Below are 21,753 nucleotides of genomic sequence, written 5' to 3'. Positions count from 1 at the left end.
TTACTGATTTCCGTTGTTCTTGTCGTCGAGCTCGCGGGTGAGGGTTTCCTGGAGTTCCTGGCACAGGGCTGGATCGGAAACCGGCTCTCCCTCGAGATCGGTAATGAAGAAGACGTCCTCGGCGCGTTCGCCAAGGGTGGCAATGCGTGCATTCTGCACCAGCAGCTCAAAGCGCATGAAGATACGACCGATGTGGGCCAACAGCCCGGGACGGTCCAGGGTCTGTATATCAACGGCGGTGCGATCGTTGACGATGTCATTGCTGATCACTACCTGGGTTGGCACATCGAAATGCTTGTTGCGACGCGGCATGCGGCGGCTCACGGTGCTGGCAAAGCGTTCCGGGTGTTTCAGGGTTTCGGTCAGGGTCTTGCGAATTTGCTCAATGCGCGCCCAGTCATCACCGATAGGAGTGCCTTGTTCGTCCAGCACGATATAGGTATCGAGACTGAAGCCATCCACGCTGGTGATAATGCGCGCGTCCATGATGGTGAGGCCCAGGGTGTCCAGCGCATTCACGGTGGCGCTGAACAGGTTGCGGGTGTCGGGAGTATAAATAAAGATCTGCGACCCACCGGCAATGGAGGTTTGGCTGGTCTCGCCAATCAGTACCAGCGGATCGTTGGGATTTTCCCGATCGAGCATGGCTTCGGTGTGCCAGGCGATATCCCGGGGAGTCTCGCGCAGAAAATATTCATCGCCAATGTTGGCCCACAGCGCCTCGACTTCAGCTGCATTGTGATCCTGACCCGTCAGCAGCTTGAGGGCCGTTTCACGGGTTTCGTCGATCCAGTCCTGCTTGTCCATCGGATTGTTAAGGCCGCGACGCAGGGCGCGCTTGGTTTCGGTATACAGCTGGCGCAGCAGGGAGGCTCGCCAGGAGTTCCACAGGGTTGGGTTGGTGGCATTGATATCGGCCACGGTAAGCACATAGAGATAATCCAGGTGCACCAGGTCGCCTACCTTGCGGGCAAACTCGTAGACCACGTCCGGGTCAGAAATATCCTTGCGCTGGGCTGTCACACTCATCACCAGATGGTTTTTCACCAGCCAGGCCACCAGCTTGCCATCCCAGGCACTGAGGCCATGTCGCTGACAGAAATCCAGCGCATCCACTTCACCGAGAGCAGAGTGGTCACCGCCACGGCCTTTGGCGATATCGTGGTACAGACCGGCGGTGTAGAGCAGCTCTGGCTTTGGTAGTCGGTAAAAAACTTCAGTGGCCAGAGGGTATTCATCGCGCATGTCCTCATAGCGCAGCCTGCGCATATGCTTGATGACCAGCAGGGTGTGCGCATCCACGGTGTAAATGTGGAACAGGTCGTACTGCATCATACCGATGATGGCACCGAATTCCGGCAGGTAACGGCCAAGAATGCTATACCGCTTCATGCGTCGCAGCTGGGTAAAAAGGGCATTGGGGCTGCGCAGCAACTGCATGAACAGGGCGGTGTTTTCCGGGTTGGCCCGGAAGGCATCATCAATTTGTCGACGGTTGTAAATCAGTGCCCGGATGGTGGTGGCGCGAATCCCCTTGAGGTCAGGGTTCTGGGCCATCAGCACAAAGGTTTCCAGCAGGGCAGAGGGGTGCTGGCTGAACACATCGGGGTGAGTGATTTCCAGGTATTCATTGCGTGCCTGGAAGCGCCTGTTCAAGGGACGGACCTGTTCAGGCTCATCGCTGCGCAAAATGGCTTCGTCAAATAGCTGCAGCAACATCTCGTTCAGTACGGACAGCGCCAGCGCCACCCGGTAGAAGCCCTTCATGAACACTTCCACCGCCAGGTTGGCGCTGGAGTCCTCGTGACCCAGGCGGGCAGCCAGTTGGCGCTGGTGATCAAACAGCAGGCGGTTTTCATTCCGGCCGGTGAGCGTATGCAACTGCCAGCGCACTTCCCACAGGTAGTCCAGACACTTGCGGAGCACCGAGTACTCTTCCTTGGTCAGGAATCCTGCATCGACCAGCGCTTCCAGGCTGTCGGCATTGAAATGACGCTTGGCAACCCAGGCAATCATCTGAACGTCACGAAGCCCGCCGGGAGCATTTTTGAGATCGGGTTCAAGATTGTATTCAGTATCATTGAAGCGTTTGTGGCGGCCGACCTGTTCTTCCCATTTGGCGGCGAAGAACTGGGCGGAATTCCACATGTGCTCCGGGCCGGTTCTCTCTTCCAGGCGAATACGCAGGGCATCGTCACCGGCCAGGGTCCGTGCTTCCATGATGTTGGTGGCAACGGTGATGTCTTCACTGGCGAGGTTGACGCACTCATCCAGTGTGCGTACCGCATGCCCAATCTCCAGCCCGATATCCCAGAGAAAGGTCACAAAGCGCTCCAGCCTATCGTAGACCGCCTGTTGCGGATCGTTAGACAGCAACACCAGCAGATCCACATCGGAGCAGGGGTGCAGCTCGCCACGACCGTAGCCCCCAACAGCGACCAAGGCACAGTCTGCCTGGTCGGCAAGGCCAAACAAGGACCAGGCCGCGACCATCACTTGGTCTACCAGCTGTGCTCGGGCATTGACAAGGTCGGTGATGTCAGCCGTTTCAAATACCTGGTTCAGGCGTTCTTGTCCCTGTTCGAGGTACTGGCGGGCGTACTGTCCAGGCTGGGGGCTCTCCTGCATTGCATCGAGGAGGGCTTGCTGGGTAAGCGCGGGGGTGAGCTGCATTAGGATCCTGTGATGGTGAGGCTGATGACCAGCGGGCCCGTTCATCATGCAGGACGCGCGCCAGTCATCGGCAGAATGTATCAGTACAGGTCGGTTTCTTCGCTGCGCGCGGTAAGCACTTCATAGCCATCTGCGGTAACGGCAATAGTGTGCTCCCACTGGGCGGACAGCTTGCGATCCTTGGTGACTACCGTCCAGCCATCGGGCAGCAGCTTGTTGGCTGCCTTGCCGGCATTGATCATTGGCTCAATGGTGAACACCATGCCTTCTTTCAGCTCAAGGCCCGTGCCCGGTTTGCCGTAATGCAGAACCTGAGGCTCTTCATGGAAGCCTTCGCCGATGCCGTGGCCACAGTATTCACGAACCACTGAAAAACGCTCGCCCTCCGCCAATTTCTGGATGCGGTGGCCAATATCACCCAGGCGCACGCCTGGCTTGACCATCTTGATACCGGCCATCATGCACTCACGGGTGGTTTCCACGAGGCGCTTGGCCAGAACCGAGGGCTCGCCCACGAAGAACATCTTGGAGGTGTCTCCGTGCCATCCATCCTTGATCACGGTGACGTCGATATTGACGATGTCGCCTTTTTTCAGTGCCTTGTTGTCAGACGGAATGCCATGACAGACAACGTGGTTTACCGAGGTACAAATGGACTTGGGGAAACCCCGGTAGCCCAGACAGGCCGGAATGGCATGCTGCCGGTTGACGATATGGTCGTGACAGATGCGGTCGAGCTCCTCGGTAGTGACCCCGGGTTTGACATGTTCGCCGATCATTTCAAGGACTTCGGCGGCAAGCTTGCCAGCCTCACGCATTTTGGCGATCTGCTCGGGGGTTTTGATGACGGCATTCATGGGATTCGAGGAAACTCCTGCGATTTCAGTGAGTTGGCTATTTATTGAGCCAATTCAGAACAGTAAAAAAGGCAGCTTTTCGTTGCCTGTGACGGGGTGCTGTGGTATAAAGCGCGCGCTTTCCCGCTCTCGGTCTGCTCTGTGGCAATGGTGCTGCATTGTAACCGTCGAAGCAGGGGAAGGAAATCACACATGCCCCGTCACATAACCCTGGGTGCCTTTACTCCTTATATTAAGGTGGTACGGGTTGGGCTTATGCGGGGGCGTGGAGGCCTAACCCAAAGTGGAGAAAAACCAATGTCCAGCGTAACTATGCGCGATATGCTGAAGGCCGGTGTGCACTTCGGCCACCAGACCCGTTACTGGAACCCGAAGATGAATACTTACATCTTTGGCGCCCGTAACAAGATTCACATCATCAATCTGGAAAAGACCCTGCCTCTGTTCAACGACGCGATGGCGTTCCTGAACAAGCTGGCTGCCAGCAACAACAAGATTCTGTTCGTAGGCACCAAGCGCGCCGCTCAGAAGGCTGTTCGTGATGAAGCCATGCGTGCGGGCATGCCCTACGTTGATCACCGTTGGTTGGGCGGTATGCTCACCAACTGGAAGACTATCCGTCAGTCCATCAAGCGTTTCCGTGATCTGGAAGCCCAGTCACTGGACGGTACTTTCGACAAGCTGACCAAGAAAGAAGCGCTGATGCGCAAGCGTGAGATGGAGAAGCTTGAGCGCTCCATCGGCGGTATCAAGGACATGGGCGGCCTGCCTGATGCCTTGTTCGTGATCGACGTTGACCACGAAGATATCGCTCTGCAGGAAGCCCGCAAGCTGGGTATTCCGGTGGTAGCGGTAGTGGATACCAACTCTAACCCTGATGGCGTTGATTACGTTATCCCGGGTAACGATGACGCGATCCGCGCTATCCAGCTGTACGTGAAAGCGGCAGCCGACACCATCCTGGAAGGCAAGCAGTACGCCCAGAACCAGACCGGTGGTGAAAGTGAATTCGTCGAGGTAGAAGGCGAAGCTGAAGGCGAAAGCGCCGAAGGCTGATCGTTTCGGGCAGGTGAGAGCCTGCCCGTCTTACCGAAACCAACCGTTTTGAGAGGATAATCATGGCTGCTGTAACTGCTGCAATGGTTAAAGAGCTTCGCGAGCGTACCGGTCTTGGCATGATGGAATGCAAGAAGGCGCTGGTAGAAGCTGAAGGTGATATCGAGCGTGCCATCGATGACATGCGTAAATCCGGTCAGGCCAAAGCGGCCAAGAAAGCCGGCCGTACCGCTGCTGAAGGCGCCGCAGTGATTGCAACCAATGCCGACAACACTGTTGCCGTCATGGTTGAAATCAACTCCGAGACCGACTTCGTTGCCCGTGACGACAACTTCCTGGGCTTTGCCAACAAGGTTGCTGCTGCTGCCCTGGCTGCCGGTGAAACCGATGCTGCCAAAATTGCAGAGCTGAAGCTGGAAGACGGTTCTACCGTTGAAGAAGCCCGTCAGGCGCTGATTCAGAAGATCGGTGAGAACATCCAGATCCGTCGTGCTGCCAAGCTGGACGCAGAAGGCGCCATCGGTGCCTACGTTCACGGCGCCAAGATCGGTGTACTGGTTGCCCTCAAGGGTGGCGATGCCGAGCTGGGCAAAGACGTGGCCATGCACGTGGCTGCTGTTAACCCGATGGTGGTTAGCGGTGACCAGGTTCCGGTTGATGTGCTGGAAAAAGAGAAAGAAATCATCCGTGCCCAGCCTGATATGGAAGGCAAGCCGGCTGAGATCGTTGAGAAAATGCTCGGCGGTCGTATCAACAAGTTCCTGAAGGAAGTGAGCCTGCTGGATCAGCCCTTCGTGAAGGATCCCAATACCACTGTCGGTGCCCTGGTTAAGGCTGCCGGCGCCGAGATCGTTGCTTTCGAGCGTCTGGTCGTTGGTGAAGGTATTGAGAAAGAAGAAGTCGACTTCGCTGCTGAGGTTCAAGCTGCGGCTAAAGGCTAAGGCTGCCTGTCGATGAGAAAATGACGCCTTGCTGGCCTGCCAGCAGGGCGTTTTTTTCGCCTGCCGGCTGGGTGCTGGAAGGCGAAACGAGGAAAGTGCTTGCAACCATCGTGCTTGGCGGTACTGTGAACATGCCCCGGCTGGATGTGCGGGCCGGAAACGGCAACCAATTGAATAATGGCGGGTATTCATGAGTGGCGGAGACTTGGACATGCCGACGAACAAGGAGCGCTCGCCGCGCTATAACCGTATTTTGCTGAAGTTGAGCGGTGAAGCGTTGGCGGGTGACGAAGGATTTGGTATTGACCCCAAAGTGCTGGACGCAATTTCCCTGGAAATTGGTCAGCTGGTCGGTATTGGTGTGCAGGTTGGTTTGGTGGTTGGCGGCGGTAACCTGTTCCGTGGCGCGGCCTTGCAAAGTGCGGGCCTGGACCGTGTTGCCGGTGACCACATGGGAATGCTGGCGACGGTCATGAATGGCCTTGCCCTGCGTGATGCGCTGGAGCGTTCCAATATTCGTACCCGTTTGATGTCTGCGATTCCCATGAGTGGCGTGGTCGAGCATTACGACCATCGTAATGCCAATCGTCATCTCAAGAACGGTGAGGTTGTGATCTTCTGTGCGGGTACCGGTAACCCGTTCTTTACTACCGACTCCGCAGCCTGCCTGCGTGGTATTGAGATCAGTGCCGACGTGGTGTTGAAGGCGACCAAGGTCGACGGCGTGTACAATGACGATCCGGAAAAGAATCCGGATGCGGTCAAGTACGACACCTTGACCTATGACGAAGTGCTGGATAAAAAACTGGGCGTAATGGATCTGACAGCAATCTGTCTGGTTCGTGACCACAATATGCCCCTGCGTGTATTTGACATGAACAAGAAGGGTGCGCTGCTCAACCTGATGTTGGGCGGCAAAGAAGGCACCCTTGTAGAGGCTGCGCAATAAGCGCACCTGAAGTGATGGTGAGGAAATACCGGTGATTGACGAAATTCGTGACGATGCGGAATCCCGCATGAAAAAGAGCCTGGCCGCGCTGGATACAGCCATGAAGCGCGTCCGTACTGGCCGGGCCCACCCCAGTCTGCTTGATAATGTGACTGTGGATTACTACGGCTCAGAAACCCCTCTCAAGCAGCTGGGTAACATTTCTGTAGAAGAAGGTCGCACGCTGACCATCTCCCCGTTCGACAAGTCCCTGATCCCGCAGATCGAAAGAGCTATCATGACGTCGGACCTTGGCCTCAATCCGTCCACGTCAGGCACCTTGATTCGTCTTCCTTTGCCGCCGCTGACGGAAGAAACCCGTCGTGATCTGGTGAAGGTAGTGCGTGGCGAGGCCGAGCAGGCGCGGGTTTCCATCCGCAGCATCCGCCGTGATGCCAACGGCGACCTGAAAGAGCTCCTCAAGGAAAAGGAAATCTCCGAGGACGAATCCCGTCGTGGCGAAGAACTGATCCAGCAGCTCACCGACAAGATGGTGGCTGAAGTGGACAAGGTTCTTAAAGAAAAGGAAGAGGAGCTGATGACCGTCTGATCCGGTTTTCAGTTTCAAATTCGATTTGGCGGGCTGTGAACCAGCCCGCTTTTGTTATTGGCGGAAGTTTTATGTCCAGTGACCAGCCTCGCTCCAGCGCGCCGGATATCGACTCTCATCAGGGGGAGCTCCCCCGTCATGTGGCCATCATTATGGATGGTAACAATCGCTGGGCGCGCAAGCGTGGCTTGCCTGGCGAAGAGGGGCATCGGGCTGGCGAACAGGCGGTGCAGACCATCATTCGCCAAGCCGCAACCCGTGGCGTCGAAGTGCTGACCCTGTTTGCGTTCAGTTCCGAAAACTGGCGTCGCCCGCCGGAAGAAGTGGCCCACCTGATGGCGCTGTTTCTCAAGGCATTAGGGGGCAGGGTAGAGGAGCTGCACAGCAAGGGTGTCAGCATCCGTTTTATTGGTGATCGCTCTGCTTTTTCCGATGAGCTCCAGGCTGGCATGACAGAAGCGGAAGCGCTGACGGCCAACAACAGCCGGATGACGGTGGTGATTGCCGTCAACTATGGTGGTCAGTGGGATATTGCCAATGCGGCCCGACGGCTTGCGGAACAGGTGGCTGCCGGTGAATTGCGGCCGGACCAGGTGAGCGCCGAGTCGCTAGCTCCGCATATCGCCATGGCAGATCTTCCCTTGCCCGATCTGTTGATTCGTACTGGTGGTGACCAGAGGATCAGTAACTTTCTGCTTTGGCAGCTGGCCTACAGTGAATTCTGTTTTTCCCCGTTGTTGTGGCCCGACTTTGGTGCCGAAGCTTTTGATGACGCGCTGCAGGATTATGCCGGCCGTCAGCGCCGATTTGGCCGTTCCGGAGAGGAAGTGGCCAGCCTGAAAGGAGAATAACAATGCTTAAACTGCGGGTGATCACCGCGCTGGTGCTGCTGCCGATCGTCCTTGGGGCAGTATTTGGTCTTGAGCGCATCCCCTTTGCGGTGGTGGCCGGAATCTTTTTCGTGCTGGCTGGGTGGGAATGGGCGGCCATGATGGGCAAGGTGTCCCAGGTCGTTCGGATACTCTGGACCGCAGTACTGGCGGGCGTCATGGTGTTGGCTGAGTTCTTTCAGCCGGCCTGGCTGCTTAACGCAATCCCGGCATGGTGGCTGCTGGCGCTGGTATTGGTGGTGGGTTACCCCGGCAATGCGGCAATCTGGTATCGCACTGGCCTGATGGCTGTAGTGGGGCTGTTACTACTGGTGCCTTCCTGGGCCGCCGTGGTGCAACTTCAGGATCAGGGTGCGCTGGGTCTGGCGGGCCCTTTCGCATTACTGTTTATCCTTTTGTGGGTATGGGCTGCAGATACCGGCGCTTATTTTGCCGGGCGGGCCCTTGGCAAGCATAAACTGGCGCCGCTAGTGAGCCCGGGTAAAACCATTGAGGGATTGATCGGCGGTGTATTGCTCGCGCTTGTTGTGGTTGGCGGGGTCTATGCCAGCGGTGTACTGCAGGCGTCGCTGATGCCGCTGATGCTGGTCGCGTTGATGACCGTACTGGCATCGGCGCTGGGTGACTTGTTCGAGAGCATGGTCAAACGTCAGCGTGGGTTCAAGGACAGTGGCACGATTCTGCCTGGCCATGGAGGCATGCTGGACCGTATCGACAGCGTCACTGCTGCCATGCCTATCGCCTTGGCCGGGTTCAACTGGTTCGGTCTGCCGGGGGGCAGCCTGTGATACAGCGGATTACGGTGCTGGGTGCAACAGGTAGTATCGGCCAGCAGACGCTGGACGTGGTTGCTCGCCACCCGGATCGCTATGAAATTTTTGCCCTTACAGCCAGTACTCGCTGGGAACGCCTGGCAGAGCAGTGCCTGGCAACCGGGGCACGTTTTGCCGCTCTGACGGATGAGCAGGCGGCGGAGAAGCTGCGGAACCATCTGCGTGACGCAGGGTCGGACACTGAGGTGTTGGCCGGAGCAGATGCGTTGTCCCAGCTGGCGGCCCATGAGCAGGCCGATACCGTGGTGGCAGCCATTGTGGGCGCTGCCGGGGTGCGCCCCACGCTGGCGGCAGTGAGGGCGGCAAAGCGCGTCTTACTGGCCAACAAGGAAGCGCTTGTAGTGACCGGTGCCCTGTTCATGGATGCAGTCCGTGATAGTGGTGCAACGCTGTTGCCGCTGGACTCCGAGCACAACGCCATTTTCCAGTGCTTGCCCCAGGAAGGGGTCAATGCCGGGGTTGAGCGGTTGTTGCTGACCGCCTCGGGTGGCCCATTTCGCGAGTTTACGGCAGAACAGCTTCAGGCGGTGACGCCGGCTCAGGCAGTGAAACACCCCAACTGGGACATGGGCCCAAAGATTTCGGTGGACTCTGCAACCCTCATGAACAAGGGGCTGGAATTCATCGAGGCCTGCTGGTTGTTTGGTGTCTCACCCAACCAGATTGATGTGGTAGTGCACCCGCAGAGTGTGGTGCATTCCATGGTGGCTTATCGGGATGGTTCAGTACTGGCCCAAATGGGGACGCCGGATATGCGCACCCCCATCGCCTGCGGCCTTTCATGGCCAGAACGAGTAGAATCAGGGGCGCAGAGACTGGATTTCTCCCAGCTGGCAGGCCTGAATTTCGAGCTGCCGGATACGTCGCGGTTTCCTTGTCTTGCCCTTGCGCGCAATGCCATGGAAACCGGAGGAACCGCGACCGCAGTGCTCAATGCCGCTAACGAAGAAGCGGTTGCCGCCTTCCTCGCCGGCAGACTGGACTTTATGGGCATACCGGCGGTGGTGGAACAGACACTGGCCAAGCAGCATGCACCCGGGTGCGTGGATGTGGAAGCCGTTATGGACATTGATCGACAGGCTCGGGAACTGGCCTGTCGTCTGATCAAGGAGCGCAGATGCTGACGGTTCTGGCTTTTGTCGTCACCATCATCATTATCGTGGCCTTCCATGAGTGGGGCCACTTCCTTGCCATGCGGGCCTTTGGCGTCCGTGTGCTGACCTTCTCTGTGGGCTTTGGCCCCAAGCTCCTCAATTTTACCGACAAGAAAGGCACTCTCTGGACCATCAGCGCGGTTCCTCTGGGTGGGTATGTGAAGCCTCTGGATGCCCGTGAAGATGAAACTGCTGAGGGGCACCCCGGCGAGTTTTCCTCCAAGCCTGCCTGGCAGCGGGTCATTACCTATGCAGCGGGGCCGGTGTTCAATTTCATCCTGGCAATGTTGATCTACTGGGTCTTGCTGGCAGGCTACGGGCAATCCGGCATGCGCGCGGTAATTGGTCCTGTGGCGCCTCAAACTGCGGCTGAGCAAGCTGGCTTTCAGCCCGGAGACCGGATTGAAGCGGTAGGTGACGTGGCACTGGAAGGCTGGAGGCCGTTCTACAACGAGATGATACTGCATCTCGGTGAAGACGCGCCGTTGGCGGTGACGGTGCGGGATGCCCGTGGTGAGAAGCACGTTCGCCAGCTGGATATCTCTCTTTGGTCGCAAGACCCGGAAAGCCCTCCGCTTGAGACGCTGGGTATCAATCAGGCGGTGGTCATTGGCACGGTCGTGGAGGGCAGTGCTGCAGAGCAGGCCGGAATGCGCAGCGCCGATCTGGTGCTGACTCTGGCTGGCCAGCCGGTCAATAACTGGCAGACGTGGCAAGAAACCATCATGAGTAGCGCGGGTGTCAGCCTGCCGTTGACCGTGATTCGTGACGGAGAGCAGGTGTCCCTGACCGTGGTGCCGGATTCTGTCACAGAACAGGGCAAGACCTTTGGGCGTATCGGGGTGGGTGCCGGCGGTATTTATCGCCAGGACTTTTCGCTGTTGTCCGCAATACCGGAAGCGGGTGGTCGGTTTGTCGAGCAGGTGGAAGTCATTCTTTCCAGCCTGGCGAAGCTGGTGACCGGTAAACTCTCGCTTGATAACCTCGGTGGTCCTATTACCATCGCCCAGGTCGCCGGTGAAAGTGCTTCTATTGGCCTTGCCAGTTTTCTGGCATTGCTGGCCTATCTGAGCATTACTCTCGGTGTTATCAACCTGCTGCCAATACCGATGCTCGACGGCGGCTGGATTTTCTTTGGAATCATTGAAATGATTCGCGGTCGCAGTTTACCTGAACGTTTTCTTTTAGCCGCTCAGGGTGTCGGGCTGACTCTGGTAGTCAGCTTCATGCTATTGGCGATCTATAACGACTTGGTGAAGCAGTTTTCATGATATTTGGGGATACTACCCGCCGCCTTTTCAAGGGCTGGCTGGCCACGATTTGCCTGTTTGCAGCGTCCCTGGCCAATGCCAATGGCATGTTGCCATTCAAGGTGCATGATATCCGCGTAGAAGGGCTGCAGCGTCTTCCTGTTGAGCGGGTTTATGCAGAGCTGCCCATTCAGGCGGGCGATACCGTCACGCGCGACAGCGTGGTGAATGCAGTACAGACTCTCTTTGCCACCGGTAATTTTGAGGATGTGCAGTTGGGTCGTGATGGTGATGATCTGGTTGTGGTGGTGGCTGAGCGCCCCAGCATTGCGCGTATCGAATTGTCAGGCAACAAGTCCATCGATGAAGAAAATCTTCGCAAGGGCCTCACCGAAGCTGGACTGGCAGAAGGTGAAGTGTTTCAGCGTTCCACCCTGGAAGCGATTGCCGGCGAACTGGAACGCCAGTATGTGAGTCAGGGCCGCTACGGCGCCAGCATCAAGACGGAATCCATTGCGTTACCCCGTAACCGGGTCGCCCTGAAAATTGATATTTATGAGGGCAAGGCCGCCCGTATTCGCGATATCAACGTGGTCGGTAACCAGCTGTTTGATGATGAAGAGTTGCTCAAGGACTTTGAGCTACATTCCACTGGTTTCTGGTCGTTCATCAAGGGCGATGACAAGTATTCCCGGGAGAAGCTCAGCGGTGATCTCGAGCGTCTGCGCTCTTACTACCTTGACCGCGGTTATATCAACTTTTCCATTGAGTCCACCCAGGTGTCAGTCACCCCTGACCGACGTAGTGTCTTCGTCACCATCAATGTGGTGGAAGGTGAGCAGTACACGGTCAATGAAGTGAAACTGGCAGGCGATCTGGTGGTCGAGGAAGACCAGCTCAAGCCGCTGCTGATCGTCAAGAAAGGGCAGGTGTTCAGCCAGCAGCTGGTCACTTATACCAACGACCTGATCAAGCGCCGGCTTGGTAATGAAGGTTATACCTTCGCGGAGGTGCGTGGTCAGGAGCACAATGCGGATGATGAAAACAATACCGTCGATGTGACGTTCTATGTGGAGCCCGGCCGCAAGGTATACGTGCGGCGCATTAACTTCTCTGGCAATGCCAAGACCTCTGATGAGGTGGTGCGCCGTGAGTTGCGTCAGTTTGAAAATGCGCCTGCCAACACGTCTCTCGTGGACCTGTCTCGCCAGCGCTTGCAGCGTCTCGGTTATTTCAGTGTTGTGCAGGCAGATACTCCGCGTGTACCCAATACCGATGATCTGGTGGATGTGGAATACAAGGTGGAAGAACAGCCCTCTGGTTCCATCGGTGCCAACGTGGGCTACTCCGATGCATCCGGCTTTATCTTCGGCGCCAACGTGACCCAGAATAACTGGCGAGGCAGTGGTAACCGGGTGTCATTTGCGCTGAGCCGTTCTGATGTGCGTGATTCTTACAGCTTTTCGCACTACAACCCCTATTACACGCTGGATGGTGTAAGCCGTGGTTTCAGCCTGTTCTTCTCCGAAATTGACTATGACCAAACCTCGGTAGCCTCCTATGCGGCAGATCGTTTGGGCGGCTCGGTGACGTTTGGTTATCCGATCTCTGAATACTCGCGTCTGAGCTTTGGTGGCACCTACGAGCGTACGGATATTACTACCGGTGATTTCGTGGCAGTGGATATCTTCAACTTCCTGGTGACAGAAGGCACCAAGTTTGACGAGTACAAGCTGAACGCCTCGTTGTCCACCAGCACCCTGAACCGGGGTATTTTTCCTGATCGTGGCTGGTCCAGCACACTGGGGCTGGAAGTGGCCGTGCCGGGCTCTGATTATGGTTTCTACCGTGCCAACTGGACGGGACAAAAGTACTTCCCGATCAGCCAGCGTTGGACATTGCGCATGCGCAGTGATGTAGCCTACGGTGATGGCTACGGTGACGATGAAGTATTGCCGTTCTTTGAAAACTATTATTCAGGTGGTATTGGGTCGGTTCGTGGCTATGAATCGCGCTCTCTGGGCCCTCGGTCTGAAGGTCTCAGCTATTTCCTCAATGGCACCATTGATCCTGATCCGGACCCTATCGGGGGCAACTTGCTCACCGAAGCCAGTCTTGAACTGATTTTTCCGACGCCGTTCGCGCCGGAATCCAGAAGTGTGCGTACCTTCCTGTTCGTGGATGCAGGTAACGTATTTGAAACCGAGCGGGATGATATCTTTGCGGACTTTGAGCCACAGGATATTCGTACCTCTGCGGGTATCGGCCTGAGCTGGCTGACCGCTATCGGCCCGCTCAGTTTCAACCTGGCCAAGGCGCTTAATGACCAGCCAGGTGATGACACTGAAGTATTTCAATTTTCTTTGGGACAGACTTTCTAGGAGTTTAATAATGATGAAAAAATGCCTTCTCGCCGCTGCGCTGCTTTTTCCTGCCCTGGCACTTGCTGAAAGCAACATCGGTATCGTATACCCGCTCAAGGCCCTGCAGGAGACCACTGCAGTAAAGGGTAAAATGTCTGCGCTGGAGAAAGAGCTGGCACCGGATGAAGAGAAGCTGAACAAGCTGGGTATGGAAGTGCAGGAACTGCAGGCCAAGATGCAAAAAGAGGCCATGACCCTGTCTCCGGACCAGCAGGAAGAAATGAGCACCCGCGGCAAACAGAAGATGCTGGAAATCCAGAGTCTGCAGCGCAAGCTTCAAGGTCGTGCCGAAGCCGCCCAGCGCGAAGTGATGGAAGATATGGGGCCCAAGTTCCAGCAAGCCATCGAGCAGGTTGCCAAGGACAAGAAGCTGGATCTGGTGATTAATGCCCAGGCAGCTGTGTATGTTGGTGAAAATGCTGTCGATGTGACTGAGGCTGTCAGTCAGCAACTGAACAAGATGAAGTAATGCATACTCTCGGAGAACTCGCCCGAATCCTGGATGCCGAGCTGGTTGGTGATCCCGACCGGCCAGTGGATGGCATGGGCACGATTCAATCGGCTACCGGTACCCAGATGACATTTCTGGCGAACCCGCGTTATCGCAGCTACCTGGAGCAGACCCGTGCTGCGGTCGTCCTGTTGCAGGAAGACCAGCGCGAGTTCTGTCCGGTGGCGGCACTGATCGTGAAGGACCCTTATCTGTCCTTCGCAAAGGCCAGCGCCCTGTTCGACGTGGCTCCCCAGGCTCAGCCCGGTGTCCATCCCTCTGCGGTAGTGGACGCGTCTGTGACGATTCCGGCTACCGCCAGCATTGGTCCCAATGCGGTGATTGATGCGGGTGTGAAGATCGGTGAAGGTGCGGTGGTCATGGCCAATTCGGTGATCGGAGCAGGCTCGGTCATCGGTGATCAGTGTCGTATCTGGCCAAATGTTACAATTTACCATGGTGTCACAGTCGGTCCGCGCACTATCATACACGCCAACAGTGTGCTGGGTGCAGACGGGTTTGGCTTTGCCTTTAACGGGGCAGGGTGGACCAAGGTGCATCAGGTGGGCGGTGTCCGGATTGGCGCGGATGTAGAAATCGGCGCAGGGACCACGATCGATCGGGGTGCAATCGACGACACCGTCATTGGCAATGGCGCGATTCTGGATAACCAGATCCAGGTAGCCCATAACGTCGTTATTGGTGACCATACTGCTCTGGCAGGAAAGGTCGGCATTGCCGGTTCTTCCAAAATTGGCTCCTACTGTCTTTTGGGGGGCGCCGTTGGGGTGGCAGGTCACATTGAAATCTGTGACAAGGTGCAGGTACTGGGCATGACCCTGGTATCCAGTTCCATTACCCAGCCAGGAACCTATGGCTCGGCTTTGCCTGCGGATGAACAACGTCGCTATCAAAAGAATGTGGCTCGTTTCCGCAATCTTGATGAACTCGCCCGCCGCGTACGCAAACTGGAACGTTTGAGTGATTAACGGCCGCTGATTGCGGCCCTGCCTGTGTGGAACACAAGATGATGGATATCCTAGAGGTCAGGGAGTACCTGCCCCACCGTTACCCTTTTTTGCTGGTTGACCGTGTGCTGGATCTGGAGCCGGGCAAGCGCGTAGAGGCGATCAAGAATGTGACGATCAATGAACCGTTCTTTAACGGTCATTTTCCGCACGAACCGATTATGCCAGGCGTATTGATTATCGAAGCCATGGCTCAGGCAGCAGGTATCCTGGGTTTTGTGACTGAGAACAAGAAGCCTGCCGACGGTTTCAACTACCTGCTGGTCGGTACTGACAAGACCCGTTTCAAACGTCAGGTTTTGCCGGGTGATACCTTGCATCTGTTTGCAGAGCACGTCACCACCAAGCGCAATATTCTCAAATTTGTCTGTCACGCCAAGGTCGACGGCAGGATCGTTGCCAGTACCGAGATGCTGGTCGCCGAGCACAAGAGCTGATTGTTGATGCGGCCGTGAACTAACGGTCGGATCAGGCCACGGACTAACGTATACTTGGCTGACTCAAACCAAGAACAAGTGATAATTACATGATTCACCCGACCGCCATTATTGATCCGGCCGCGGAGCTTGCAGAGGACGTGCAGGTCGGCCCGTATTCCATCATCGGTCCCGACGTGAAAATCGGGGCTGGTACCGTGATTGGTCCCCATGTGGTTGTCAACGGACCGACAACTATTGGCAAGAACAATCGCATCTTCCAGTTCGCGTCTGTGGGCGAAGAATGCCAGGACAAGAAATACAAGGGTGAACCTACCCGGCTGGAAATCGGTGACGACAATGTTATTCGTGAGTCCGTTACCATTCACCGTGGCACCATTCAGGATAACTCCCTGACGAAGATTGGTAGTCGTAACCTGCTTATGGCCTATGTCCACGTAGCGCACGATTGCATGATTGGCGATGATTGTATTTTCGCCAACAACGCATCGGTTGCGGGGCATGCTCATGTGGGCAATGGTGTGATCCTGGGCGGCATGACGGGCGTCCATCAGTTCTGCAAGATTGGCTCCTACGCCATGACATCGGGTTGTTCGCTGGTGCTCAAGGATATTCCTGCCTATGTGATGGTGTCAGGTAACCCGGCTCAGGCTCGCAGCATGAACTTCGAGGGCATGAAGCGTCGTGGTTGGTCCAGGGAAATCATTGCCACCCTGCGTAATGCCTACAAGGTAATCTACCGCCAGGGGCTCACTCTCGAGCAGGCACTGGGGGAGCTGGAGTCCATGCCTGCCAGTGACGAGTTGCAGATTTTGATCGACTCCCTCAAGGCATCCGAGCGCGGCATCACACGCTGACATGGAGTTTCGCAAGGACGCTCCGCTGATTGCCCTGATCGCCGGTGAAGCGTCCGGCGACATTCTGGGTGCAGGCCTCATGCAGTCTCTGCAATCTCGCTATCCCGGCGCGCGCTTCATTGGCGTCGGGGGAAGTGAGATGGCTGAGGCCGGTCTGGATAGTCTTTTCCCCATGGAGAAGCTCTCGGTGATGGGTATCACCGAAGTGCTTGCCCACCTCCCCGAATTATTGCGCCTGCGGAAACAGCTGGTTCGCTTCTTGCTGGAACAGAAGCCGGATGTGGTGATCGGTATCGATTCACCGGACTTCACGCTGCCCATTGAGCGTCGTCTGCACGAGCAGGGCCTGAAGACGGTCCATTATGTCAGCCCTTCCGTATGGGCCTGGCGACAGGGGCGTATCAAGGGAATCAAGAAAAGCATTGATCTGATGCTGTGCCTGCTGCCGTTTGAAGCGCGGTTCTATGAAGAGCATCAGGTACCCGTGGCGTTTGTTGGGCATCCGTTGGCAGATCGCGTGCCGTTGCAAACTGATACTTTTGCAGCAAGGCAGGCGCTGGATCTCAGTCCGCAAGCCACACTGATTGCGGTGCTCCCCGGAAGTCGCGGCGGCGAAGTCGGGCAACTGATGCCGATATTTATTGAAGCCATGGTTGCGCTTAGTGCCAGCCGTCCAGAACTGCATTATGTGATCCCCGCAGCCAACGCCGCCCGGCGTGAACAGATCGAAGCCTTGCTTGAGCACACTCCGGGTTTGCCTGTCACGCTGGTCGATGGCGAAAGCCGAACCGTCATGGCGGCGGCAGACGTGATACTGATGTCCTCTGGTACTGCCACGTTGGAAGGCCTGCTGGTCGGCAAGCCCATGGTGGTGGGCTATCGGGTGGGCAAGGTGACCTATGCCATTGCGAGCCGGCTGGTAAAGAGTGAGTTCGTGTCGTTGCCGAACCTGCTGTGCCGAGAGGCCATGGTGCCCGAGCTGATTCAGGATGATCTGACCTGTGAGGCTATTGTTACCGAGGTGAAGCGCTGGCTGGATAACCCGGACAAGGCCCAGGCGTTGATCTCCCGTTTTCAGGCGGTCCATGAGCAACTTCGTGGTGGAGCCAGCGAAAAGGCCGCCGATGCGGTAAGCCAGTTACTGGAGCGGTGAGATGGACCCCTTTTCCGAGTATGGGCTGGCTGAGCCTTTCATTCCGTCCCGTTTCAACTGGTCTCCGGGAATGCGGGTGGCGGGTGTTGATGAAGTGGGCCGAGGCCCGCTGGTGGGGGCGGTGGTGACCGCCGCGGTGATTCTTGACCCCGAGCAGCCGATAGTCGGGCTTGCTGATTCGAAGAAGCTCACAGAAAAGAAACGTTTGCTGCTGGAAGAAGAGATCAAATCCAAGGCGCTGTGCTGGGCCCTGGGGCGCGCGGAACCGGCAGAAATCGATCAACTCAATATCCTCCACGCCACCATGCTGGCGATGCAACGGGCTGTGCAGGCGTTGTCGCTTGACGCCCATGCCGTCCTGGTAGACGGTAACCGGGTGCCGGCACTGCCGTGTCCGGCCGAGGCCGTGGTGAAAGGGGATGGCAGAGTTCCGGCTATTTCGGCAGCATCGATTCTGGCGAAAGTAGCCCGTGACCGTGAAATGGCCCTGCTTCACCAGCAATATCCCCAATATGGTTTCGACCGCCACAAGGGCTATCCCACCAAGGCCCACCTGGCGGCCCTGAATGAACATGGCGCCCTGGCCGAGCATCGACGCTCCTTTGGCCCGGTGTCTGCCGCAATAGCACAAGGTAAGTTGTTTTGAGCCAACCGCGTTTTGTCCATCTGCGCCTGCACACCGATTACTCCCTGTCTGACGGGGTGGTTCGGGTAAAGGAGCTGATCAAGAGCTGTGTCGAGAAGTCCATGCCGGCGGTGGCTGTCACGGATGACTCCAACCTGTTTTCGCTGATCAAGTTCTACAAAAATGCCATGGGTGCCGGGATCAAACCGATCATGGGGGCTGACCTTTGGGTGGAATCTACGCACCTGGAAGCCCCGGCCCGGCTGTCCTTCCTGGTCCAGAACGAGGCGGGATACCAGAATCTTACCTTGCTGATCAGCCGCGCCTGGCAAACCAATCAGGACCGGGGGCTGGCGCTGGTCAAGCCGGAATGGCTGGCAGAATTGAATGAAGGGTTGATCGTTCTGTCGGCCGCCACCCATGGGGAAATCGGCCAGTTACTGCTGGCAGAGAAAGCGGACCTGGCTTCCCAGCAGGCCTCATGGCTGGCCTCCCTGTATGGCGATCGCTTTTATCTGGAGGTGCAGCGAACTTCCCGCCCTGGTGATGAAGACTGCCTGCATGCCTCTGTGGCGCTGGCGTCACAGCTGGGTTTGCCGGTGGTTGCCACCAATGATGTACGCTTTATCCGCCGTGAGGATTTCGAGGCCCATGAGGCCCGGGTGTGCATTCATGATGGCAATACACTTGAAGATCCCCGCCGGCCCAAAAAATATTCGGAACAGCAATACCTGAAATCCGAAGATGAAATGCTGGAGCTGTTTTCCGATCTGCCGGAAGCGTTGGAAAACACCGTAGAAATTGCGCGTCGTTGCACGCTGGACATCCGTCTCGGCAAGAACTTCCTGCCAGACTTTCCTATCCCGGAAGGAATGACCATTGAGCAGTATTTTGAGAAGGTCTCACAGGAAGGACTGGAGGACCGTCTCAAGGTGTTGCTGGACGAGAGTGACCCCGAATACGCCGAGAAACGGAAGGAGTATGACGACCGCCTCAGGTTTGAACTGGATATCATCAATCAGATGGGCTTTCCGGGTTACTTCCTGATCGTTGCCGACTTTATCCAGTGGGGCAAGGACAACGAAGTGCCGGTTGGCCCCGGTCGGGGGTCCGGTGCCGGTTCCCTGGTGGCCTATGCGCTGAAAATTACTGATCTCGATCCTATCGGTTACGACTTGCTGTTCGAGCGATTCCTGAACCCGGAACGGGTCTCCATGCCTGACTTCGATGTGGATTTCTGCATGGAGAAGCGGGACCGGGTGATCAACTATGTGGCCGACAAATATGGCCGTGACGCGGTAAGCCAGATCATTACCTTCGGTACCATGGCCGCCAAGGCGGTGGTGCGTGACGTGGCGCGGGTGCAGGGCAAACCCTATGGGCTTGCCGATCGGCTTTCCAAGATGATTCCGGGAGTGCCCGGGATGACTCTGGCCAAGGCACTGGAGCAGGAGGAAACCCTGCGAGAGTTTCTTGAAAGCGACGAGAACTCTGACAAGGATTCTGCCAACGAGATCTGGGAAATGGCCCGCAAGCTGGAGGGCCTGACCCGAAATGTGGGCAAGCACGCTGGCGGCGTGGTGATCGCGCCGGGCAAGCTGACTGATTTCGCACCGCTGTACTGTGAAGAAGACGGTACCAACCTGGTTACCCAGTACGACAAGGACGATGTGGAAGCCGCAGGTCTGGTGAAGTTCGACTTCCTCGGCCTGAAAACCCTGACCATCATCGACTGGGCGGTGAAAGCGGCCAATGTGAAGCGCCAGCGTGAAGGACTGGACGATCTGGTGATCGATCATATCCCGCTGGATGATACGGGCAGCTTTGAGTTGCTCAAGCGCGGTGATACCACGGCGGTATTCCAGCTTGAAAGTCAGGGCATGAAAGAGCTGATCAAAAAGCTCAAACCGGACGTTTTCGAAGATATTATCGCGCTGGTGGCCCTGTACCGACCGGGGCCGCTGGAGTCCGGCATGGTGGACAACTTCGTAAACCGAAAGCACGGGCGCGAACCACTGGCTTACCCCGATCCCCAATATCAGCATGAGTGGCTGGAACCGATCCTGAAGCCGTCCTACGGGGTTATCCTTTATCAGGAACAGGTCATGCAGATTGCCCAGGTGCTGGCCGGCTACACGCTGGGCGGCGCGGACATGCTGCGCCGGGCAATGGGTAAGAAGAAACCTGAGGAGATGGCAAAGCAGCGTGCCATCTTCGAGGAAGGCGCCAAGGGGCAGGGCGTCGACCCGAACCTGGCCATGAAGATCTTTGACCTGGTAGAAAAGTTCGCCGGCTACGGTTTTAACAAATCTCATTCTGCCGCCTATGCGCTGGTGGCTTACCAGACCGCCTGGCTAAAGGTGCATTACCCGGCCGAGTTCATGGCCGCCACCATTTCTGCGGATATGCAGAACACCGACAAGGTGGTGACCTTCATCGATGAGTGCAAGACCATGGGCCTGAAGGTGTTGCCACCGGATGTGAACTCCTGTGGCTATCGCTTCACGGTGAATGTGGAAGGCGACATCGTTTATGGTTTGGGTGCCATCAAGGGCCTGGGTGAAGGGCCCATCGACGCGATTGTGGCGGCACGGGATGACGGTAAGGGCGAGTTCAAGGACCTGTTCGACTTCTGCCGTCGCATTGATCTGAAAAAGATCAACCGCCGTTCCCTGGAGGCGATGGTACGTGCGGGTGTGCTCGACAAGCTTGGTCCGACGCCGGAGTCCGAAGCCGAAAGCTTCCATGACCGTGCCTCTATTCTTGCCACTTTGCCTGACGCCATTGCTGCCGCCGATCAGGACGCTCGTAATGAAGCCGCCGGGATCATGGACATGTTTGGTGCCGTGGAGGAGTCACCGGCCACGGCAGTGGACTGGAAGCTGGCACGCCCATGGAATGATGACACCCGCCTCAACGGCGAGCGTGACACCCTGGGACTGTTCCTCACTGGCCACCCCATTGATCAGTACGAAGGCGAGGTGCGCCAGTTTGTCTCTTCCCGGTTAAACGCCCTGCAACCCACCGCCAAGGGCGAAGCCGCCATGGTCGCAGGCCTGGTGGTAGCGCTACGGATCACGCGCAGCAAGCGCAGCGGCGAGCGCATGGCCTTTGTCTCTCTCGACGACAAGACGGGTCGGGTGGAAGTGTCCGTGTTCGGCAAGACGTTTGCCCAATATGGCGACCTGGTACAGAAAGATGCCCTGCTGATCTTCAAGGGCGGGGTACGCAATGACGAATACTCCGGAGGCTTCAATCTGGTAGCCGATGAAGTGATGGATATGCGTCAGGCCCGGGAAACCTTTGCTCGGCGGCTGCGTGTGGCGGTACCAGTGCAGGAGTCGCTTCCGGAGCGCCTCCAGCAGACCCTGTCTCCCTATCAGGGTGGCACAACGCCGGTACTACTGGACCTCGATCACCAGGTGGCAGCGGCCAGTTTCTGGCTGGGGGATACCTGGAAGGTGAGCCCCCATGACTCCCTGGTGGAGGAGCTGCGGGTGCAGTTTGGTGATGATGCGGTGCGGGTAGAGTACTAGTACCCAGTTTGA

The 21,753-nt window shown here is 56.9% G+C and carries 18 protein-coding genes; 16 read left to right on the top strand and 2 right to left on the bottom strand.

Annotated elements, in window-relative coordinates; all coding sequences use genetic code 11:
• Together GFN93_RS13020 and map are read right to left on the bottom strand one after the other, a co-directional pair.
• Window positions 1-2,673, bottom strand: coding sequence for a [protein-PII] uridylyltransferase (locus tag GFN93_RS13020; RefSeq protein ID WP_153501471.1), 2,673 nt, complete (start codon window positions 2,671-2,673; stop codon window positions 1-3).
• An 80-nt stretch (window positions 2,674-2,753) separates the two neighbouring features.
• Window positions 2,754-3,530, bottom strand: coding sequence for a type I methionyl aminopeptidase (gene map / locus GFN93_RS13015; protein WP_153501470.1), 777 nt, complete (start codon window positions 3,528-3,530; stop codon window positions 2,754-2,756).
• A gap of 297 nt (window positions 3,531-3,827) precedes the next feature.
• Between map and rpsB the strand changes: the two genes are divergently transcribed.
• The 16 genes from rpsB to dnaE all read left to right on the top strand — a co-directional run bounded on the left by rpsB (window position 3,828) and on the right by dnaE (window position 21,741).
• Window positions 3,828-4,586 (top strand): 30S ribosomal protein S2, encoded by a 759-nt coding sequence (gene rpsB / locus GFN93_RS13010; protein ID WP_153501469.1) that lies wholly within the window; start codon window positions 3,828-3,830, stop codon window positions 4,584-4,586.
• Between the two features lie 62 nt (window positions 4,587-4,648).
• Complete coding sequence (gene tsf, locus GFN93_RS13005; protein ID WP_153501468.1) at window positions 4,649-5,527, top strand: translation elongation factor Ts; 879 nt, start codon at window positions 4,649-4,651, stop codon at window positions 5,525-5,527.
• 211 nt (window positions 5,528-5,738) lie between these two features.
• The gene (gene pyrH, locus GFN93_RS13000; RefSeq protein WP_194285800.1) at window positions 5,739-6,476 is read left to right on the top strand and encodes a UMP kinase; all 738 of its coding nucleotides are present in this window, start codon (window positions 5,739-5,741) and stop codon (window positions 6,474-6,476) included.
• 31 nt (window positions 6,477-6,507) lie between these two features.
• Window positions 6,508-7,065, top strand: coding sequence for a ribosome recycling factor (gene frr / locus GFN93_RS12995; RefSeq protein ID WP_328594636.1), 558 nt, complete (start codon window positions 6,508-6,510; stop codon window positions 7,063-7,065).
• 71 nt (window positions 7,066-7,136) lie between these two features.
• Window positions 7,137-7,916 (top strand): polyprenyl diphosphate synthase, encoded by a 780-nt coding sequence (gene uppS, locus GFN93_RS12990; RefSeq protein WP_153501466.1) that lies wholly within the window; start codon window positions 7,137-7,139, stop codon window positions 7,914-7,916.
• 2 nt (window positions 7,917-7,918) lie between these two features.
• A complete protein-coding gene (locus tag GFN93_RS12985; protein WP_153501465.1) occupies window positions 7,919-8,743 on the top strand; it encodes a phosphatidate cytidylyltransferase in 825 nt (274 codons plus the stop codon).
• Entirely contained in the window at window positions 8,740-9,912 is a 1,173-nt protein-coding gene (ispC, locus tag GFN93_RS12980; RefSeq protein ID WP_328594635.1) for a 1-deoxy-D-xylulose-5-phosphate reductoisomerase, read from the top strand. Before GFN93_RS12985 ends, ispC begins: the two co-directional genes overlap by 4 nt.
• Window positions 9,906-11,213 carry an RIP metalloprotease RseP gene (rseP, locus tag GFN93_RS12975; protein ID WP_153501463.1) on the top strand — a complete coding sequence of 436 codons (1,308 nt, stop codon included), beginning with the start codon at window positions 9,906-9,908 and terminating at the stop codon, window positions 11,211-11,213. The genes ispC and rseP overlap by 7 nt, the downstream gene beginning before the upstream one ends.
• Window positions 11,210-13,573, top strand: a complete 2,364-nt coding sequence (gene bamA / locus GFN93_RS12970; protein WP_153501462.1) for an outer membrane protein assembly factor BamA — start codon at window positions 11,210-11,212, stop codon at window positions 13,571-13,573. Before rseP ends, bamA begins: the two co-directional genes overlap by 4 nt.
• Window positions 13,574-13,583: 10 nt before the next feature.
• On the top strand, window positions 13,584-14,084 hold the full coding sequence (locus GFN93_RS12965) for an OmpH family outer membrane protein (RefSeq protein ID WP_153501461.1): 501 nt from the start codon (window positions 13,584-13,586) through the stop codon (window positions 14,082-14,084).
• Window positions 14,084-15,094: a UDP-3-O-(3-hydroxymyristoyl)glucosamine N-acyltransferase gene (gene lpxD / locus GFN93_RS12960; RefSeq protein ID WP_153501460.1), complete on the top strand. Its 1,011-nt coding sequence runs from the start codon at window positions 14,084-14,086 to the stop codon at window positions 15,092-15,094. The genes GFN93_RS12965 and lpxD overlap by 1 nt, the downstream gene beginning before the upstream one ends.
• A 41-nt stretch (window positions 15,095-15,135) precedes the next feature.
• A complete protein-coding gene (gene fabZ / locus GFN93_RS12955) occupies window positions 15,136-15,570 on the top strand; it encodes a 3-hydroxyacyl-ACP dehydratase FabZ (protein ID WP_456236704.1) in 435 nt (144 codons plus the stop codon).
• An 89-nt stretch (window positions 15,571-15,659) separates the two neighbouring features.
• Complete coding sequence (gene lpxA, locus GFN93_RS12950) at window positions 15,660-16,427, top strand: acyl-ACP--UDP-N-acetylglucosamine O-acyltransferase (RefSeq protein WP_153501458.1); 768 nt, start codon at window positions 15,660-15,662, stop codon at window positions 16,425-16,427.
• 1 nt (window position 16,428) lies between these two features.
• The gene (gene lpxB, locus GFN93_RS12945) at window positions 16,429-17,580 is read left to right on the top strand and encodes a lipid-A-disaccharide synthase (protein WP_153501457.1); all 1,152 of its coding nucleotides are present in this window, start codon (window positions 16,429-16,431) and stop codon (window positions 17,578-17,580) included.
• A 1-nt stretch (window position 17,581) separates the two neighbouring features.
• Complete coding sequence (rnhB, locus tag GFN93_RS12940) at window positions 17,582-18,226, top strand: ribonuclease HII (protein ID WP_153501456.1); 645 nt, start codon at window positions 17,582-17,584, stop codon at window positions 18,224-18,226.
• Window positions 18,223-21,741 carry a DNA polymerase III subunit alpha gene (dnaE, locus tag GFN93_RS12935; RefSeq protein ID WP_153501455.1) on the top strand — a complete coding sequence of 1,173 codons (3,519 nt, stop codon included), beginning with the start codon at window positions 18,223-18,225 and terminating at the stop codon, window positions 21,739-21,741. The genes rnhB and dnaE overlap by 4 nt, the downstream gene beginning before the upstream one ends.
• Window positions 21,742-21,753: the final 12 nt, after the last annotated feature.

The organism is Alcanivorax sediminis (assembly GCF_009601165.1).
Taxonomy (GTDB): Bacteria; Pseudomonadota; Gammaproteobacteria; order Pseudomonadales; family Alcanivoracaceae; genus Alcanivorax; species Alcanivorax sediminis.
Note: the sequence above shows the minus strand (reverse complement) of the source record. Positions and strands in the feature narration are given on the sequence as shown.

Bases quoted from the DNA above. Each gene is read 5' to 3' on its own strand.
- GFN93_RS13020 (WP_153501471.1), bottom strand. From the start codon at position 2,673: ATGCAGCTCACCCCCGCGCTTACCCAGCAAGCCCTCCTCGATGCAATG.
- map (WP_153501470.1), bottom strand. From the start codon at position 3,530: ATGAATGCCGTCATCAAAACCCCCGAGCAGATCGCCAAAATGCGTGAG.
- rpsB (WP_153501469.1), top strand. From the start codon at position 3,828: ATGTCCAGCGTAACTATGCGCGATATGCTGAAGGCCGGTGTGCACTTC.
- tsf (WP_153501468.1), top strand. From the start codon at position 4,649: ATGGCTGCTGTAACTGCTGCAATGGTTAAAGAGCTTCGCGAGCGTACC.
- pyrH (WP_194285800.1), top strand. From the start codon at position 5,739: ATGCCGACGAACAAGGAGCGCTCGCCGCGCTATAACCGTATTTTGCTG.
- uppS (WP_153501466.1), top strand. From the start codon at position 7,137: ATGTCCAGTGACCAGCCTCGCTCCAGCGCGCCGGATATCGACTCTCAT.
- GFN93_RS12985 (WP_153501465.1), top strand. From the start codon at position 7,919: ATGCTTAAACTGCGGGTGATCACCGCGCTGGTGCTGCTGCCGATCGTC.
- rseP (WP_153501463.1), top strand. From the start codon at position 9,906: ATGCTGACGGTTCTGGCTTTTGTCGTCACCATCATCATTATCGTGGCC.
- bamA (WP_153501462.1), top strand. From the start codon at position 11,210: ATGATATTTGGGGATACTACCCGCCGCCTTTTCAAGGGCTGGCTGGCC.
- GFN93_RS12965 (WP_153501461.1), top strand. From the start codon at position 13,584: ATGATGAAAAAATGCCTTCTCGCCGCTGCGCTGCTTTTTCCTGCCCTG.
- lpxD (WP_153501460.1), top strand. From the start codon at position 14,084: ATGCATACTCTCGGAGAACTCGCCCGAATCCTGGATGCCGAGCTGGTT.
- fabZ (WP_456236704.1), top strand. From the start codon at position 15,136: ATGGATATCCTAGAGGTCAGGGAGTACCTGCCCCACCGTTACCCTTTT.
- lpxA (WP_153501458.1), top strand. From the start codon at position 15,660: ATGATTCACCCGACCGCCATTATTGATCCGGCCGCGGAGCTTGCAGAG.
- lpxB (WP_153501457.1), top strand. From the start codon at position 16,429: ATGGAGTTTCGCAAGGACGCTCCGCTGATTGCCCTGATCGCCGGTGAA.
- rnhB (WP_153501456.1), top strand. From the start codon at position 17,582: ATGGACCCCTTTTCCGAGTATGGGCTGGCTGAGCCTTTCATTCCGTCC.